Here is a 19,275-nt window from a genome sequence, read left to right as displayed (position 1 = left end):
GGTAGGTTTGAATGGGGGCTAAAAATGAAAATATGGTTACTGATTATATTGATATCGACTTGCCGTTGGTTATACGCTGAAGAGTTAAACTGTATCATCGAGCCAAACACTCCTAGTATTCGGTATCTTGGTGTAGGTGCCTTTGATATCCACTACCAAGGCAGACGGATTATCACAGACCCGTTCTACAGCCCTCAATCACTCACTGACCTAATAACATTTACGCCCTACACATCAAATCCAATGCAAATTAAAAAAGTGTTGGGTGACACATCAAATACCATCGATGGGGTATTAGTCGGACACGGTCATTATGATCATGCTGCAGACATCCCAGCCATTAATAAATATTTAAACCAAAACACCAATATTTTTGCGAGTAAAAGTACTGAATATATTTTTAATAGTTTTAGTAACCAATATAACGTAACTGGCCTAAAAGAAGGTATGTTCAACCAGTGGTATTACATAGCTAACGGTTTCATTCGCATTAAAGGCTTTCCATCTGAGCATGCACCGCAGTCTTTGGGAATTAACTTGTTTGCTAAAAACCATGACCATGCACTAGATACGCCCCCTAAATACATATGGGATTGGTCACAAGGTGTCAACATAACTTGGCTTGTGGATTTTCTGAAAACTCCCAACACAGAGAGTGTTAAAGAGCGTGTTTTTATTCAAACGTCTGCTTCGGGTTTCCCAATAGGGCTTCCTGATATAAGTGATCAAATTCCGGTTGATAAAGTTTTTTTAGCAGCCGCCTCTTTTGACCATGTTGATAACTACCCTACTGGCATCATAAAGTCTTTAACGCCAAAAAAGATTTACCTGATTCATTGGGAGGATATATTCAAACCTTGGTTTGAAAGCCCAACCACTTTATCGCTTATCGACTTTGATAAATTAATGAGTAATGAAGTGCTCGCCAATCAAGCTAATATTAGCCAAATAGCTCAACCAAACCACTGTTATTAGCCTATGATTCTTGCTTCAATTGTTTTAAAAGTCGGGCAGGAAGATTACTAATAATCAACGTTTCTTTAGTAGCATCAAACTGAATATCATTACCCAATGCCATTGCCGAAAAGCTTAAGGTAACGTCTTTGTTTTTACCGCTGAATCGCACATAGTTTCTTAAGCTTTTTCTATCAGGGATAAATTCTTTTTTATCCTCGACTATAGTATCTTGTTGCTCTGGATTTTGGCTTCTGATTTCAATACGTTTTTCTTTTATAAAGTTTTCAAATTTATCAGGCGATGATTCGTCTAATTCACTTGAAAGTGCTTTAAATTCCACTGTAGAACCATACTTATCTTGTTCCATGCAATAATCAACGATTTTACTGCGAGTTTCATTAGCTTCTTCATCTGGTAATTGTTGTGCGTATTGCTCTACAATTTTCAGGAATTCTTCAGTTTCTTGTTCGACATTAACACTATCTTTAAACCCAGTGAATTCTAAAAATGCATTTTGAAGGGCCTTTTCACCTCGCCCATAACTAAAACTTAAATACTTTTTAGACTCCGGCTGCTGCAATAAAGTGGTATCCAAACACAATGCAAAACCAGTATTAGAAAAGTCGATAAATCGAGTCTCAATTAACTCTTTGTTTTCATTTAAAGCGACATTGGATTTTTCACGAATGTGGTACACATAAAACCGATCTCCATCGGCCAGTTGCTCCGCTAAAAAAGCTAAATAGCCATCCACTTCTAACTGTGTATTGTCTAATGTTTCACAGAATAACTTGGTTAACCTTTGAGTTAGCGAGGTGAAGGTCTGTTTATTATTCAACCAATCCAGCATCAAGCCCTTGAAATGTGGTACTTCTGAACCAAACTCACCATATCGCTTGCTGGCTCGTCCAATAAAAGTATTACGCAACTGCACCATCACCCGTGTGGCGTAATCCTCTTGAAACTCATCCTTTTCAGAGCAGTTAACAATCGCTCTGGGAGCTTTAGGGTCTTTATCTATTTGATGCGTAATAAAATGGGTAACAGGCATTATTCGGCACTAACTATAAAAGACCCATTCTAACACAGAGCTTGTTCCTAATTGCATCTAAAGCTAAAGTAAACATGCTTAATAACATTTGGTTTTCTCCATGCATCATTTACTCAGCGCCATTAAAATTCTGATCCAACCTGAATATCGAAAATATATTTTAATTCCCTTAATGGTAAATCTTATCCTATTTGGGGTATTAACCAGTGTTTTGGTTGTGCTGTTTTCAGACATTATGAGCACCCTACTGGATTACGTTCCTAGCTGGCTTCATTTTATGGCATGGATGATTTGGTTTGTTTTTGGCCTAGGGATTTTAATAGTATATGGATTAAGCTTTACTTTTATTACCAATTTAGTGGCAGCCCCTTTTAATGGCTTACTTGCCGAAAAAATTCAGCGTGACCAAGGTATTATGCTTCCCGATGGTGAATCAATTTTTGGCATCATCACTCGCACATTGTGGCGTGAAATAATTAAAATCAGCTACTTTGTTGCTTACGGTTTACTGGTCATGGTCATACTTGGGCTAATCAGTTTCATCCCCATTATCAATCTAGCCGTTCCAGTTTTGGCTTTTGCTTGGAGTAGTTGGTGCATCGCAATACAGTATTTAGATTACGGCGCTGATAATTACCAACAAGAGTTTCCAAACTTAAGAAAGTACGCCATTAAACCTACACTCCACACATTTAGTTTTGGTGGCTCTGTAAGTCTTTTAACCATGGTACCAATCGTCAACATTTTTGTTATGCCTGTTGCTGTAGCGGCTGGCACTCAACTTTGGATAAAGGATATTCACACTAGAATGCAAGAAGAGTCAATTTAACTACAAAGAAGCAACTTAAAGTTGAATTGTTAATGCTTCATTAATTAAGTTCAGCTTTGAAAAGTTACCACCCGTTAATTTTGTTATCGCTCCTTCTGGCCCAAGAGTTTCTAGACAGATTTGTACTGATGACTTTCCATCATTACTCAAGGCTTGGGCTTTCTCACACAAGTCAAACACATAGTCTCGCTTATCAATTAAAGCTTGCTTACCTGCTTCAATGATTCCGCCATGTGGACAAAACAGCGTATCAAAGTCCAATTTTAATACTTTATCAATGCTCTGAAGAATTTCAGCTAAGTTTTCATCTGACCGAAGTAATTTTAATTTACGGGAAATAAAGAGATCTCCACTAAAAAAATACCCTAGATCAGGCAAGTGAAAACAGGTTAAATCTTTTGCATGGCCAGGAGTATGAACGGGATAGATTTTCACACCATCACTCAAAAACTCAACGTCATTCAAGGGCTGTGTTTCAACAGGTATTGGCGAACCCCAAACAACCTTTTGCAATAAAGGCGTTCTATAACCTTTTGCTAGCTTATCCTGAGCTAGTAGAGGTGCTTTAGGAGTTAGGTTATAAAATTGGCCAATTTTGAATGCGTTACCACTGTGATCCTCATGGTGATGAGTTAACAGTAGTTGATTCACTGGCTGCGCACTAAGAAAGTCTTTTACATGACGCCATTGGTTGCTTGGCCCTGTATCGATGACAGTATCGCCTATTCGATAGACAATAAATTGTGTATTGACCCCTTGATTGAGCCTACCGACTTTAACACCAGAGACCTTTTCAAAATCATAAGTTTGTCTAATTGGCATAGTTATTCCTAAAAATTATGACCTCTTCCTGTCAAATATGACACAAATTACAATCACAAATAAAAACCATTAAATTGTTAAAAACGTCCCTATGGTTAATAAATTTCGACTAAGCTAAAAGGACAAGATACGACAGGTTAAATTATGTTCTATTTACCTAAATCTAGCTTAGAGCTAACGTTTTCACTGATTCGCCATACCCAGCCATCATTGGCATTAAAAATCAGAAATTTAGTAATGAACCCAGATATTCCTAAGGGTGCAAAACAGGCCCCTATAACGATAGAGGAAGATGATGTTTTCACTATTGTTAACCAATTAATGCACATAGAAGATCAAGCTAGAATAGGCTCAAAGGCTGATAAAGGCCGTCAAATTCTGGCCAGTGCATTGATTGCTGACTGGCTAACATTCAATTTAAATGATGATTAATAATAGATAACGGTATAATTAAACCTAAATAAAAAAACCGAGCCAAAAATATAAGCTCGGTTTATTAAATAGTTTAATCCTTATTATGCTGCTTGATGCTCTTTAGAAGCTGTCTCTTCTGGCCCCCATATAATTCCCTTTGACTTATCATCAGCCAACATAAGATACCGTGACTCTACAGCTTCGCGCTTAATTTTTAACGTGGGAGTGATTAAACCGGCTTCAACTGTCCACATAAGCTGGGTAAGAACTAACGTACTCATGTGCTCATGGTGCTCTAATTGACTATTGGTTGCCTCTAGGTGGTCTAAAACTTCCTTCTCAACTGCAGCCTTATCGAGCCCTCTTGCTGTTTCTGATAATTCTAAAACCGCTATAGGCTGGTCTCTACCGGAGCCCATAACACAAGCTTGCTCAATATATTCATGAGATGTGAGCAAGGCTTCTATTGGCGCTGGTGCAATGTATTTGCCCTTTGTAGTTTTAAATAACTCTTTTAGCCTTCCTGTTATATGCAAAAAACCGTTTTCATCGATAATCCCTTTATCACCAGTACGATAGTAACCATCCACAAAAGCTTCTTGAGTTTTCTCGGGATCTTTATAATAGCCTTTCATTAAAGATGGACTTTTAAATAGGATCTCCCCTTCTTCACTGATTTTCACTTCATTCCGATTATAAGGTCGGCCAGCTGAACCAATGCTTCGGCCATCCGAGTCATTACGCGTACCGTAACAAAGGTTTTCAGTCATTCCGTACCCTTCATAAATTGGTAAACCGATTCTGTCATACCAATCCAATAGGGCTTTTGGCATTGGTGAAGCCCCACAGCCACACCGCACAGATTTATCCAAACCCAAGCTCTTTTTGATCTTAAGTTTTATGAAGCTGGACAACAGTGGAATCCGAAGCAATTTGTCTAACTTCTCTTGCCCGCCTAACTTGGCCAATACACCTTCTTGGAATTTTGACCACAACCTAGGTACAGCAAAAAACATGGTTGGACGCACTTCTGTAATATTATCATTAAACGTATCGAGCGATTCCACAAAGGCAATACTGAACCACCCATAGAAGCTTTGCCCTTCAACAATAACGCGCTCAGCAACATGTGCTAATGGTAAGAATGATAATGTGCGATCAGAATTGGTCATACCCACTTGCTCGACCAAATTATTTGCAGCAAATGCAAACCCACCATGGGTATGCATTGCGCCTTTAGGCTGGCCAGTGGTGCCCGATGTATATACCAGTGTCATCAAATCATCTAAATCTGGGGAATCAACTTTGAACGAATCGTCCGCTTGTTGTACTGCTAATTCATCCCACTGATGTGAAACTGGACCTTTGTAGTAAGGAAAGCCTATTGTTGTTAACTCATTGGGGACTGCATCGATTACATCAGATTCATTGTCATGAATCCCCAAAAATAGCACCTTGGCACCACTATGCTCTAATACGTACTGCGCACTGCTTTTTGATTGACCTGGATACAATGGCACACATACAGCTCCTGCCATCATTATGGCTATATCAGCCATAACCCATTGTGCACAATTTTTGGACCAAAGAGCGACACGATCCCCCTTTTCAACTCCTAAAGTGCGCAACTGATAAGCTATGTTTTTAGATATCTCACTTACCTCAGACCATGTATAATCTTGGTATCGACCATTTACTGGCTGACGTAAATAAACTTGATTGGGTTGCTCTTCCACTGCTTTCAAAAACGCTGCTAATGGGCTCAGCATAGGCACCTCTGATTAATTTAGTTATTTTTATTTTTATCTGTACAAATTAATCATATTAATTAGTTAAAGTCTAGGAACCTTCAAAAACGGCTAAAGTCTGATGTTTGGCCCCTACATTAACTATTAATGAATGAGGTAATTTCCTTCTTTATTTATATAAATCAATACGTTAGAAGTATATTTAGTATTATTCAAAGTTAAATATTCAATTTTTCGGGTGAATTCTCTTATTTAGAATGAATTCAATACCCTGTTAATTTTAAAAATAAGAGGTTTCATGGCGCAACAATTACTGGATTTAGTCGAAGTTAAAGAAAGTACAACCCATGGCAAAGGGCTCTTTGCCAAAAAAGACATTTCAAAAAACAGCATAATCGGTGAACTACAAGGCGCACCCAGCCTAAGTGATGACCTTCATGTGCTGTGGATGAATGACGGAAAAGACAAATTTAAAGTAACCAATGAACTTAAATACATTAATCATAACAAAAAGCCCAACGTGGCGTATTATGACGACTATACAGTAACCGCTTTGACTAATATCAAGGCAGGAAGTGAACTCTTTCATGACTACGGCGATGAATGGGACTAAAAAACGAGACTTAATCGCTATTTTTATATGTTAGCGGACCAACTATCGAATAGAACCCACTAGTACGGTTATACTACCCTTTACTACTTTGAAATTGCTCAATTTAGGGCATATATCGCTTAAAACGACACTGGGGATATGCACAATACGCATTCATTAAAAGGCTTCCGGTTTCCGCTGTTTTGGCAAATATTATTAACCACAGCAGCAATCTTAGCCCTTACTATCGGCATTATTTGGAGCTACTTAGATTCAAATTTCAAATCACTGCTACTTCAGCAATCCGATACATTCGCAAAGACCATAACCCAACAGGCGGCCAATAGCGCCTCTGAAATGCTTATGGCTTCTGATAAATTGGCATTAAGTGCCATGCTGGATACATTAGTAGCCGATAAAAGCAGTATTCAGGCCATGCAAATTTTTGATGATAAAAACAAAATCATTGCTCAAAGCTCACTCACCCAAGTGCTGCCACCATCAACCAATATACACACTTATACGACCCCTATTCAGTTTCAAGATGTTCAGGCCGGAAAACTCGTATTACAGTTAGACAATAGTGCCATTACAGATGCCTTATTCCGCTCTCAAAAAGTTTTAGGGATAATAATAATCAGTATTAGCGTATTAGCTTTGATTATTGCTGCATGGCTCGCAACGCATTTAAGTACCCCACTTAAAAAATTAAGAGAAGCCACAAAAGCCGTCTCCAGAGGTAATCTCAACCCAAAACTTCCGCCAACACGCAATGATGAAGTCGGCGACCTAGTCAACAGTGTTGATAACATGCTACAAGGGCTACGGGACAAAGAATCCATTGAGAATAAATTCAGCACCTATATATCAAAAGACATCGCCAAAGGCATTCTAGAAAACCTACACACAAATAGAACACCACTAAGAAGCGTATACGGCTCCGTACTATTTGTAGATATAGTTGGTTTCACACAGCTATGTGAAAAAGTAAAACCTGAAGAAGTGGCAGACATCTTAAATCAATATTATTTCTTACTTCATCAAGCCGCCAAAATGTATCGAGGAACCGTCGACAACTACATAGGCGATGGTGCCATGCTCACTTTTGGCGTTCACAAAGAAGATAATAAGCACACAATTAACGCGATCTGTTCAGCACAGATTTTCTTACGACTTGCAGACATCATGAATACTCAAAGAATAGAAAAAGGGCTTTCAAACTTAGAGTTCAAGCTAGGTATTCATTGTGGTGAAATGCTTGCTGGAACAATTGGCTCTACCGAACGCATGCAATTAACTATTACAGGTGACACCGTTAATGTTGCTGCTCGTATGTGTGAACAAGCGCACAGGAATAAAGTCATTATTAGTGAGAATATTTTTAATCACCCTGCCACTAAAGAACTCGTATTAACTGAAAATCCTATTCTGTTAGATATTAAAGGGAAAGCATTACCACTCAAAGGCCATCATGTTATTGGGCTAGCACCTAAATTTAACCGCTTACTCATGCAACAAGAAACCGAATTAGAAGCCATGAATTATGAATAAGCTTCTAATAGGGCTTTTATGCTTGGTTTTATCTGCCTGCTCCAGCATACCAATGAAAGTATGGTATGACGAGACCGATACCTTAATACAAAACCACAATTATAAAAAAGCCTTATATCAATTAGAAAACACTCAACCTGTGGACAAGAAGAAGATTAAAGACGTTCATAAAAAAGCGAATAAATTCGCACAAAAAGAGCTCAAACACATTCAAGCAATATTAACTAAAAAACAATGGTCAAAGGCAGAAAACTTATTAGAAGCACTATTAGCAAAAGTCCCCAGCAGCCAAGCTATTTTAAAAGTCCAGGAACAACTTAACCAGCAGCGTCATCATGAACAGCTAGATCAAACGATTAAGGTACAAGTTGCACGTGCAAACTTATTATTAGCCAAGCAATCTAATTTTGAGTTCCAGTCAAGAGATAAAGGTAATTCATTTTGGAATTACACCAATAACCAATTAAAAACTGACATCATCCATACCGCCGATGAACTGCTAAGTCTATCCAAACAATCGTTAAATATAGAGCATTTAGACAACGCACAATTAGCCTTGAATTATGCAAAAAAGTTAAACAAAAACCTAATCATTGATGACTTAAAAAAAACCATCAAAGCCAAATTATTAAAGCGCAGTTTAAAGATCATAAAGCAGAAACAATCTCTATATATGAGCCAGCTTAAAAAGGCGATTAACGATGAAAATTTTGAGCAAATTATTCATCTTACCTCAACCCTTTCAAACCCCAAATTCAAAGGCCGAGATCTTAATTTATTAATAGAAAAAGCCAACTTAATACGCCATAAAAATGCCCAAGAAATGAATTTATCCGCCGATCAAGCCTATCGATTAGGCCATATAAAGGAAGCAATTCAGCTCTGGCAGCAGGCGCAAACGTTACACCCTCAATTACCAGGCATTTCAGACAAGATCTCCAGAGCTCAAAAAGTCTCAAATAAACTAGATAATTTACGCCAAAGCCAAGGGCAATAAACAATTGGTTATTTAAAATCAGACCACTACACTTAAACTCCCAATCTTCATAAGAATCGACTAGTATTAATACATGGGGATCTTAAGGAAAACGCATGATGGACTTTACACTAAAGCCAGCCAACCTAAGCGCAGAAAAAGCCCCTCATCTTAAGGCTAATATTCAGCAATTTTATCTGTGTGACGAACAAGATTACGTACAAGATTTATTAGAACAATTCCCAGAAACACATGACGAGAATTTCACCTCATCTGTTGAAAATATAATTAATGTTATTCGTCAACAAACTAACCAATCCATACTGCACCAGCTACTCCAAGAATACGATTTAAGTACAGACGAAGGCATTACCTTGATGTGTCTGGCAGAAGCCCTTATACGAGTGCCTGATTTAGCCACAGCCAATGACCTGTTAATAGACAAACTCTCTGAAAGAGGCTGGCAACACCACCTAAATAAAAGTGACTCATTTTGGGTAAATGCAGCAAGTTGGGGGTTAGCTCTAAGTGGAAAAATGCTCAAACCAAATAAAGCCCACCCTAGTGAAGCAATTCGGGGCTTGGTTAACAAATTAACGTTAAAAATCACTCATGATGCTGTTTCTCACGCCATTCGTATTATGGGGGAACAATTTATATTTGCACAAAGCATCGAAGATGCAGTCGATAGCGCACACTTACTCGAATCAAAAAAGCAATGTTGCTCTTTTGATATGCTAGGGGAGCAAGCATTAAGTGAAGATGATGCTCTACGCTATTATGACTCTTACAGTCACGCGATTGATGTTGTTGCCAAGGGCAATGAACATAAAAAGCAACTCACAGATAATATATCCATTAAATTATCTGCACTACACCCAAGGTATGAACCGCAACAGCAGAAAAAATTCGTACCCGTCATTATTGAGCGTTTACTAAGCTTAGCCAAAAAAGCCAAGGCACTAAATGTTCCCATCACCATTGATGCTGAAGAGCAATACCGCTTGGATATTTCATTAGAAATATTTGAATCGGTTTTATGCCACCAAGATTTAGCAAGATGGGGTGGATTTGGTATTGTTATTCAGGCTTACGGTAAACGAGCTCTAAGTTTACTTCATTGGCTATACGCATTAGCCGACAAAATCCAAACCCCTATACCCGTTCGATTAGTGAAAGGCGCGTACTGGGATAGTGAAATAAAATGGGCACAGCAACTTGGTTTAAAGGAATACCCAGTCTTCACACAAAAAGCCAGTACAGACTTAAATTATTTAATATGTGCACAGTTTTTATTATCGGAAAAGCAAGAGTGGCTTAAACCTAAATTTGCCACCCACAATGCATGGACCGTTGAGTATATAATCAACTTAAATTCCAGTATTCCATTTGAATTCCAAAGATTACAAGGAATGGGACAAGCACTCTATGAACATGTGCTAGAAAAACATGGAATTCCATGTCGTATATATGCCCCTATTGGTCTTCACCAAGAATTATTACCATATTTGGTTAGACGGTTAATTGAAAATGGAGCCAATAGCTCATTCGTGTTTAAAGTACATGATCCACAAACCCCGATGCACAGTTTAACCTTACACCCTGCGGATTACTTAATTCAATCTTCTATAATGAACCCAAATGTGCCATTACCGGGAGAGATATTTGTCGATTACCGAAACAGCTTGGGCATTGAATTACAACACGACCGCTATTATTACAACACCATGGATGCTGTCATTCCTTATTTTGAGGAGCATTATGAGACCTGCCCCATTATTAATGGCAAAGAATTTAAAGATACCCCATGCACTGAAACCTTAAGTCCAATAGATTCAAAAAAAATCGGCGATTTTTATGGCGCTGATAGCCATGTGATCGAACATTGCTGTGAATATCTCAAACAAAATCTATACACCCCGCCCAAAATAGAAATACAAACCAATCAAGTTGACAGTATTGCCGATGAATTGCATAACCACAGACATGAATTAATTTTTTTATGCATGCAAGAAGCAGGAAAAACACTACAAAATGCAGTCGACGAAGTTCGAGAAGCCATCGATTTTTGCAGGTATTATGCAAGACAAGCTCAAAAAAATCTTGCTGATCCAACTATTTTAGATTCAGTAACCGGTGAAGAAAATCTTTTGCAATACCGCCCAAGAGGAACCGTATTATGCATCAGTCCTTGGAACTTTCCTCTTGCTATTTTTGTAGGGCAAATCGTTGCAGCTTTAGCTTGTGGTAATCGGGTAGTTGCGAAACCAGCAAGACAAACTAGCATTACGGCTCATCGAGCAATCGAGCTCATGTTCAAAGCAGGTATAAATAAAGAGCAATTACTGTTCATGCCTGGCAGTGGTGCAGAGATAACAGAACAACTCATACAACAACAACTTATAGATATGGTCTGTTTTACAGGCTCCACTGCGGCGGCAAAAAAAATCCAACTATGGCTATTAAATTACTCCAATAGTTTTATTCCTTTATTAGCAGAAACCGGCGGCCAAAATGTCATGCTTGCAGACAGCACAGCACTGATCGATCAACTTGTCCCAGATGTGATTGAGTCTGCATTTGATAGCGCAGGCCAACGCTGTTCTGCACTACGTATCCTATACATTCAAAATGATATTAAAGATGCGTTTTATTCCGCTCTCAAAGGACGCATGGACGTTCACTTTGTAGAATCCCCATTTTTAAGAGACACAGATATTGGCCCCATTATTGATAAGCATGAAAAAAATAAGTTAGTAAATCACATACAATGGCTAGACAAAAACGCAAAATTCATTGCAAGTATTCCGTTACCAGAAAACCTTCCAAGTGATAATTTTTTAGCACCGTGCGCTTATGAATTAAACGATATAGAGCAACTACCTGAAGAACATTTCGGCCCCATTTTACACATCATTCCATTTGATCATGACGACTTAGACAATATCATCAACCAAATAAATCAAAGCGGTTACGGTTTAACACTTGGTATACACAGCCGTAATCAAAGATGGATCGATTACATCTGCAGTAAAGCCATTGTCGGTAACCTATATATTAACCGAAATATGATTGGTGCTAAGGTAGGTTCACAACCGTTTGGCGGTCACGGTTTATCTGGTACAGGGCCTAAAGCAGGTGGTCCAAATTATGTTCACGCATTTGTGAAAGAATTTACCTTAACCACAAATACTGCCGCATTTGGAGGAAACCAAGAGCTACTAAGTTAGTCGCTCTTGGAGTGTCATTAATCGAGCCTAGCCACATCAACAGATACAGCTAGAATTGGGTCTTCTCCACCACCAAAAATAACCCCTTTTAGTGGAGTCACATCATAATAGTCACGACCCTGTGCCGTGATTATATGCTGTTTCCCCGCTTGCACACTATTAGTGGGATCAAATTCAATCCAGTTGTCATCAGGAGAAAAATAAGCCACCCAAGCATGAGTTGCATCTGCGCCAACCAGTTTCTCTTGCCCAGGTGGTGGTAGTGTTTCCATATAACCAGAAACATATTTTGCAGGAATCCCCATAGCCCTTAAACATCCGACCTGTAAATGAGCAAAATCCTGACAGACTCCTTTTTTATGGGCCAACACATCACTAAGTGGTGTTGCTATAGAAGTAAAGCCCGGAGTGTATTTGAACTCTTTGAAAATGCGTTGTGTTAAGTCTTCAACACAGCTATAAAGCGAGCGATTCAAATCAAATGAGTGCCTTGCATACTCCTTTAAGGCATCAGTCACTTTAATCATAGGCGAGTCTAAACAGAACTCTTTCGCCAATAACACAGGCTCAGAAGTATTTGTAGCTAAGTAGTTCAAAGCATCACCGTAAGTAATGGTTTTATCTACAGTGAAATCCAACTGGGTGTCGTCCATTTCCACTTCACTTTCAGCAATAATAGAAAGCTCTTTATGTGGCGTTTGTATCTCAAAATGAAAGCTCTCGTTTCCGAAATAGTCTGTTTGCTTTCGAGAATGAATCGCGCTTGGCGATACACTAATACTGGACTGTAAACACTTCTGCCTTAGGGAATTCAAAGGTGTCAAACTTGCTAAGTTATAGCAGTGAGACACTCGAGCAGCATAGGTATATTTTGTTTCATGTCTAATTCTATATCGCATGACACATTCCTAAAGTAGACATAACAGCACTGACAATACTGATTGTATCCCGTTTATTCTTCATTATTAATGTGCTTCTTCCACAAATGTCCCAACCAATTGCTTAGGATCAATACGATGATCAAAGTATTTATCTGTGATCACATTATTAAAATCATTTAACAGAACGCTTAACTGCCCTATTATTTTTGATAAATTAGGACGAGTACCTTCTATTTCTTCCACTAAACTTTTAACTCGAGACAGCTTGAGACTAGTGACTGCCTCTAAGAGAACTCGATCTTCTTCATCCAATTCACGCTTGCCTTGATTGTCATTACGCACATTATCAAAATGATGTTGCAATCGTTCAAACTGAAACATCAATGATCTAGGATTCGTGCTATCTAACATAACAAGTTCTATGCCTAACTCTAGACCCGCTCGCGCACGACCTTGCCTGCGATAAACCAAAGAAACTTCCATGGATTTCAAAAGTGCATTTAGTAATGTTCTATGATCGTATTTTTCAGATACATCTGTCATTAATACTGAAACTGTCTTCATGATTTGCGCGGAACGTTCAACGCGACGACCCATTTCTAAAAAGTGCCAACCCACTCCACGAACCATGCTTTCCTGCATAATGCCAGATAGGGCAATTAATGGAATAACCAACGGATCAAGTGCTTCTTCTGGAGCAGATGACAAACCTTGTGAAAGGGACATCTCAAGATTATCCACCTCATCTTGTAGGTCATTAATAATGCGAATCGTATCCGAAGAAAGTAATTCTTTAGATTCATCAGCGCAATAGAACAATGAATTAAGTGTCGACTTAATGCTGCCCATTCGAGCACCATTTTTAATAATATCTAGTAATTCAGGTTCTGGGTTTGCTAACAACTCTTCCGGTGCATTCACAAAACCTGGCAAGGTTGCTGTGATTTCAGAGATTGCATTAAGAAGTACTTTTTGTGATTGCGCACTTATGGCTTGCTCGTCATTTAACATTTCAAAAACGGTTCGCAGCAAGCGTAAAGAAGCTTCTGCACGCTCGGCGTATCGTCCCATCCAGAATAAATTTTCAACCACTCGACTTGGCAGACTCACCAACATGGCTTCTTTTTCAGCTTGTAGAGCATCTTGTTGCGATTCATCAGGAATACGTTCTGGCTCAGATGCTGTGACCCAAGTGTCCTTACTAGGACAACCAATCTGCATACTAATGAGTGGGCTACCTGCACTTAATCCAACACGGGTTAAACCACCCGGCATCACCATATAAGAATTATCCGTTGCAACTGAAAAGGTTCGTAAAATTGCAGGTCTTGGCTCTAAGGTATTATCTTTTGTTAATGATGGTATATGAGTTTTATCGATACGCTCTTGAGCTACGAATTGCAAAGGCTTTTGATGAATTTTTTGCAGCAACTCAGCAAGTTCAGAGTCCGATAAGTCGCCTCCCCAAACGCTATGTGCGCCAGTGCCACGATATATAGGTTTAATAATAAGATTTTTAATATTCTCACTAATAAACTTAAGGTCATCTTTATCGCCACACCAATATGTTTTTACAGATTTTAGCCGTAACTCACGCCCTAAAAGTGCTTTACTAATTTGAGGGAGGTACTTCAACAGAATTGGATTTTCCAATACCCCTGTACCCAATGGATTCGCCATAACAACACGACCCGCTCTTACTACATCTAAAAGACCCGGGACACCCAGTTGCGAGCCGCTATAAAGTTCTACAGGGTCACAGGACACATCATCTATGCGCCGTAAAATAACATCAACACGATCAAGTCCATCTAAGGATTTCATCCAAACAAAACCCTTACGCACTACAAGGTCACCACTTTGTACCAATGGAAAACCTAAATAATTTGAGATGTAAGAATGCTCGAAATACGTTTCATTATGTGGCCCTGGGGTCAGTACCACTACCCTAGCCTTATTTTCAGAGGGCGCTAAAGAAATGAGTTTATGACGTAAACGCTGAAAGAAACTGGCCAAACGATGTACATGACTATCACGAAATAAACTCGGGAATACCCTCGACATAACCGTACGATTTTCTAACACGTATCCAGCCCCACTAGGGGCTTGTGTGCGATCAGATAAAACACACATCGTACCATCAGGCCGGCGAACTAAATCCACAGAGTGTAAAATTAAGTCATGCTCACCCGGTACTTGAATACCTTGACACGCTCGTAAAAAACCACCATGACCAAACAAGGCTTCTGGCGGTATAGCCAACTGTTTAAGAAGCGTACGAGAACCGTAAAAATCACGTAACATAAGGTTAAACAATTCAGCGCGCTCAAGTAACCCTGATTCGATATCAGCCCAATCTTCACTACTAATGACAGATGGAACCAAATCAAGCTCCCACTGACTGCCCGGAGCTTTATCTTTTCCATAGATGTTATAAGTTACACCGTCATCTCTGAGAATACGGCGCGCTTTATCTGTACGTGCATTGAGACCATCAGATCCCAAGTTTTGAATGCTATTCAACAAATACTGCCACTCAGGCTTCACCTCTCCTTCTGGAGTGTGAACCTGATCTGGAATGTGGGCAGCTGGTTTAAAATATTGCAAATTTTGAGAGTCTTGTGTCTGTCCTTGAAACTGCGCCTGCGCCTGAACTTGAGCCTGTGGCAATGGCTGATTCTGCGGATAAATGGATTTTGACACTCTGGTCTACCTACTAAAGATGAAAATAATGTCTTGGTATGAGTTTATTATAATCCTTTTTCCATCTTAAACCCCATACATTATGGAAACCCAAGAGAATGCTAAATATTAGCATCCTCTTGGTCGACGTAAATCTAGGGTGTATGGATATTCATACGTAGGTTCTTCAGGTGGCACATCCATGGGCCTTGGCGGCTCATTATTCGGGAAAAACTCCCTTAACGCATCCACTTCAGGACGAGGTATGATCGGACCTTGAGTATGGCTTACATTATCAAACCGGTTAATACGTCTAGATTCTGCCTCAAACGAGTTAACCGGAAAGGTCTCATAACTGCGACCACCAGGGTGAGAAACGTGATAACTACAGCCTCCAATAGAGCGTCCATTCCATGTATCAATTAGATCAAATACTAATGGTACATGAGGCTCAATTAATGGGTGTAAAGCGGATGGTGGCTGCCAAGCACGATAACGCACTGCCCCCACATACTCCCCTTTACGACCCGTTTCTCTCAACGGCACCCTGCGACCATTACAAGCCAAGACATAACGTCCATCTGTCAGACCTGATACCTTAATTTGTAATCGCTCAACCGACGAGTCAACATATCGAGCGGTTCCAAAACTGCTGCTTTCTTCCCCCAGAACATGCCAAGGTTCAATAGCCCAACGTAATTCCAATTCAATATCATCTAGTTTTACACGGCCATAATGTGGGAAGCGGAACTCTTCAAACGGCAATAGCCAATCTAGTTCAAACGGGTAGCCATGATCGTTCAAGTCTTGCACAACATCTTTCATGTCTTGCCATATATGATGAGGCATCATAAATCGATCATGTAATGCTGTTCCCCAGCGCACTAACGGCTTTTCGTAAGGCGTTTCCCAAAAACGAGCCAGCAACGCACGAATCAATAACGCTTGCACAAGTGCCATGCGACTATGAGGTGGCATTTCAAAACCACGAAATTCCAGAATACCCAAGCGACCACTGGCCGAACCCGGAGAATAAAGCTTATCAATACAAAACTCAGCACGATGGGTATTACCTGTAATATCGATTAAGAGATTTCTCAATAAGCGATCCACCAACCAAGGTTGCGGTACCTCTCCAGATGTCATTTGCGCAAAGGCGATTTCCAACTCATAGAGCATTTCATCACGCCCCTCATCCACACGAGGAGCCTGACTGGTAGGGCCTAAAAACATACCCGAAAACAAATACGACAAACTTGGGTGATGCTGCCAAAACGTTATGAAACTTCTTAGTAAGTCAGGGCGTCTTAATAGCGGGCTATTTTCAGGAGATGAACCACCAAGGGTAATATGATTACCACCACCAGTACCGGTATGGCGACCATCTAACATAAACTTCTCTGTAGAAAGCCTTGACTGCCGAGCCTCTTCATAAAGTTTGGTTGTTGTTTCAACCAATTCCTTCCAATTATTGGATGGATGAACATTCACCTCAATTACACCTGGATCTGGTGTTACCAATAATTTTTGTAATCTTGGGTCCCTTGGGGGCTCATATCCTTCAATAATCACAGGTAACTCAAGATTCACTGCGGCTTCTTCAATGGCTGCCGTAATGTGAACGTAATCTTCAAGGTACTCTAACGGTGGCATAAAAATGTGAATCCGCCCATTTCTTGCCTCTATACACATGGCCGTACGCACTACTTCTTTCCAATTAGGCTTACCTTTGTTTTCCTCTTTAATTTGCTTATTTTTAACTAAGATTTGTTCAGCTTGGGTCAGTTCACTTACTGTAGGTGCTTTGCCTGCAAAACGGATATCGGTTTTTTTCACTAACGGTTCTCTTACGGAGAACGGATCTCGTTGAATAGGCAGCTCTTGCTCTTCTTCTGATAAATGCGGTAAATCATTTAACGGTAAACGTAAGCCCATAGGCGAATCGCCTGGAATTAATACAATACGCTCACGACGCATTGGCCATTTGCTGCTTTTCCACGATTTCCCATCATCTGCTCGGGCAATGGGTATAACCAAGCCCGTTGGCATATCCATACCTTTTTCCATTAACTTCGCTAATCGGCGTCGGTCAGAATCGGATTTCACACCTTGCGCTAATAAATCAATATTAATCGGTGTCGATTGCTGCTGCAGAAGATAATGTAAACTGTCTTCATAAGCAGGTTGGCAATGTTCTTTTGGAACGCCTAATAACTTACCTAGATAACGACTGAATCGACAGGCATCCCTAATGGTGTGGCCATAGTCTTTATCAATTCGCGCAAGGCTATTTGGAGTTGACCATAAAGGTTCACCGTCCTTACGCCAAAATACACCAAGCGCCCATCTTGGTACTTCCTCACCTGGGTACCATTTACCTTGGCCGTAATGTAATAAGCCATTAGGCGCAAACCTATCTCGAATACGTAGTAACAAGGTTTTCGCTAAAGATAATTTATCATCCCCTAATGCATCGGTATTCCATTGCTTTGATTCCATATCATCAATAGAAACAAAAGTTGGCTCCCCCCCCATAGTTAGTCGAACATCATTTTTATCAAATTCATTATCTATATATTGACCAAGAGCTAAGATTTGCTGCCATTGCTCTTCACTGTAGGGCTTAGTCACTCTAGGGTCTTCTAATACCCGCTCTACTGTGTTGCTAAAATCAAACTCGACTTCACATTTATCAGTAAAACCAGCAATTGGTGCCGCTGATACAGGATGCGGCGTACACGCTAAAGGAATATGCCCTTCGCTGGCAAATAAACCTGATGTAGGATCTAAGCCTACCCAGCCAGCGCCCGGTAAATATACTTCACACCACGCATGTAAATCTGTGAAATCCTCTTCTGTACCTGATGGGCCATCTAGGGATTTCTCATCGGCTTTAAGTTGCACCAAATAACCAGAAGCAAATCGAGCCGCCATGCCAAGGTGTCTAAGCAGTTGAACCAATAACCAAGCCGAGTCACGACACGAGCCCTTGGCTAGCGCTAACGTTTCTTCCGGGGTTTGAACTCCGGGCTCCAGACGCACTAAATAATCAATTTCCTGCTGTATTTTTTGGTTCACCTCTACTAAAAAATCATTAATCGGTTGTTTTTTTCTATCGATATTTTTTAAAAGTTTGGCAAATTTTTCCCCACAGCTTTCACCTTTAAGAGGTTCTCTCTCAAGGTATGGTAGCAATTCTTTTTTTAGCTGTTTGGGATAGTAAAATGGATAACTTTCTGCGTATTCTTCTACAAAAAAATCAAATGGGTTAATTACCGTCATATCGGCAATTACTTCAACATCCACCTCAAACTCAGTGCATTTTTCAGGAAAAACCAAACGAGCCAGATAGTTGCCAAAAGCATCTTGCTGCCAATTAATAAAATGAGTGTCAGGCTTAATCTTTAAGCTATAACTATGAATAGGCGTTCGGCTATGAGGGGCCGGACGCAATCTCACCGTATGGGGAGAAAGCGAAACAGGCCGATCAAATTTATAACGGGTTCTATGATTGATAGAAACACGAATGGTCATTTATTCAG

The 19,275-nt window shown here is 39.8% G+C and carries 13 protein-coding genes; 7 read left to right on the top strand and 6 right to left on the bottom strand.

Annotated features, from left to right (window positions below; genetic code table 11):
• The first annotated feature begins 24 nt into the window (after window positions 1-24).
• The gene (locus ABWV45_RS00175) at window positions 25-975 is read left to right on the top strand and encodes an MBL fold metallo-hydrolase (RefSeq protein WP_353347460.1); all 951 of its coding nucleotides are present in this window, start codon (window positions 25-27) and stop codon (window positions 973-975) included.
• A 1-nt stretch (window position 976) separates the two neighbouring features.
• Here ABWV45_RS00175 and ABWV45_RS00170 read toward each other — a convergent pair whose 3' ends face one another.
• Entirely contained in the window at window positions 977-2,008 is a 1,032-nt protein-coding gene (locus ABWV45_RS00170; protein ID WP_353347458.1) for a nucleoid-associated protein, read from the bottom strand.
• Window positions 2,009-2,108: 100 nt separating this feature from the next.
• On the opposite strand from ABWV45_RS00170, the gene cysZ reads away from it, so the two are divergent.
• Window positions 2,109-2,837, top strand: a complete 729-nt coding sequence (gene cysZ / locus ABWV45_RS00165) for a sulfate transporter CysZ (protein ID WP_353347456.1) — start codon at window positions 2,109-2,111, stop codon at window positions 2,835-2,837.
• Between the two features lie 15 nt (window positions 2,838-2,852).
• On the opposite strand, the gene ABWV45_RS00160 is transcribed toward cysZ, so the two are convergent.
• On the bottom strand, window positions 2,853-3,659 hold the full coding sequence (locus ABWV45_RS00160) for an MBL fold metallo-hydrolase (RefSeq protein WP_353347454.1): 807 nt from the start codon (window positions 3,657-3,659) through the stop codon (window positions 2,853-2,855).
• A 144-nt stretch (window positions 3,660-3,803) separates the two neighbouring features.
• Here ABWV45_RS00160 and ABWV45_RS00155 point away from each other — a divergent pair, with 144 nt between their 5' ends.
• Complete coding sequence (locus ABWV45_RS00155) at window positions 3,804-4,091, top strand: hypothetical protein (RefSeq protein ID WP_353347452.1); 288 nt, start codon at window positions 3,804-3,806, stop codon at window positions 4,089-4,091.
• Between the two features lie 83 nt (window positions 4,092-4,174).
• On the opposite strand, the gene ABWV45_RS00150 is transcribed toward ABWV45_RS00155, so the two are convergent.
• Complete coding sequence (locus tag ABWV45_RS00150; protein WP_353347450.1) at window positions 4,175-5,842, bottom strand: AMP-binding protein; 1,668 nt, start codon at window positions 5,840-5,842, stop codon at window positions 4,175-4,177.
• Window positions 5,843-6,119: 277 nt separating this feature from the next.
• Between ABWV45_RS00150 and ABWV45_RS00145 the strand changes: the two genes are divergently transcribed.
• From ABWV45_RS00145 to putA, 4 genes are all read left to right on the top strand, one after another.
• A complete protein-coding gene (locus tag ABWV45_RS00145; protein WP_353347448.1) occupies window positions 6,120-6,434 on the top strand; it encodes an SET domain-containing protein in 315 nt (104 codons plus the stop codon).
• Between the two features lie 138 nt (window positions 6,435-6,572).
• Window positions 6,573-7,964, top strand: coding sequence for an adenylate/guanylate cyclase domain-containing protein (locus ABWV45_RS00140; protein ID WP_353347446.1), 1,392 nt, complete (start codon window positions 6,573-6,575; stop codon window positions 7,962-7,964).
• Between the two features lie 52 nt (window positions 7,965-8,016).
• Window positions 8,017-8,961: a hypothetical protein gene (locus ABWV45_RS00135; RefSeq protein ID WP_353347444.1), complete on the top strand. Its 945-nt coding sequence runs from the start codon at window positions 8,017-8,019 to the stop codon at window positions 8,959-8,961.
• A gap of 95 nt (window positions 8,962-9,056) precedes the next feature.
• Complete coding sequence (putA, locus tag ABWV45_RS00130; RefSeq protein WP_353347442.1) at window positions 9,057-12,170, top strand: bifunctional proline dehydrogenase/L-glutamate gamma-semialdehyde dehydrogenase PutA; 3,114 nt, start codon at window positions 9,057-9,059, stop codon at window positions 12,168-12,170.
• A 17-nt stretch (window positions 12,171-12,187) separates the two neighbouring features.
• Here the strand turns inward: putA and ABWV45_RS00125 are convergent, their stop codons facing one another.
• From ABWV45_RS00125 to ABWV45_RS00115, 3 genes are all read right to left on the bottom strand, one after another.
• Window positions 12,188-13,069, bottom strand: coding sequence for a transglutaminase family protein (locus ABWV45_RS00125; RefSeq protein WP_353347440.1), 882 nt, complete (start codon window positions 13,067-13,069; stop codon window positions 12,188-12,190).
• Between the two features lie 66 nt (window positions 13,070-13,135).
• The gene (locus tag ABWV45_RS00120; RefSeq protein WP_353347438.1) at window positions 13,136-15,754 is read right to left on the bottom strand and encodes a circularly permuted type 2 ATP-grasp protein; all 2,619 of its coding nucleotides are present in this window, start codon (window positions 15,752-15,754) and stop codon (window positions 13,136-13,138) included.
• Window positions 15,755-15,862: 108 nt separating this feature from the next.
• A complete protein-coding gene (locus ABWV45_RS00115) occupies window positions 15,863-19,267 on the bottom strand; it encodes a transglutaminase family protein (RefSeq protein WP_353347436.1) in 3,405 nt (1,134 codons plus the stop codon).
• Between the last annotated feature and the right edge of the window lie 8 nt (window positions 19,268-19,275).

Origin of the sequence: Oceaniserpentilla sp. 4NH20-0058 (assembly GCF_040371755.1) — a bacterium.
Lineage (GTDB): Bacteria > Pseudomonadota > Gammaproteobacteria > Pseudomonadales > Oceanobacteraceae > Bermanella.
Note: the sequence above shows the minus strand (reverse complement) of the source record. Positions and strands in the feature narration are given on the sequence as shown.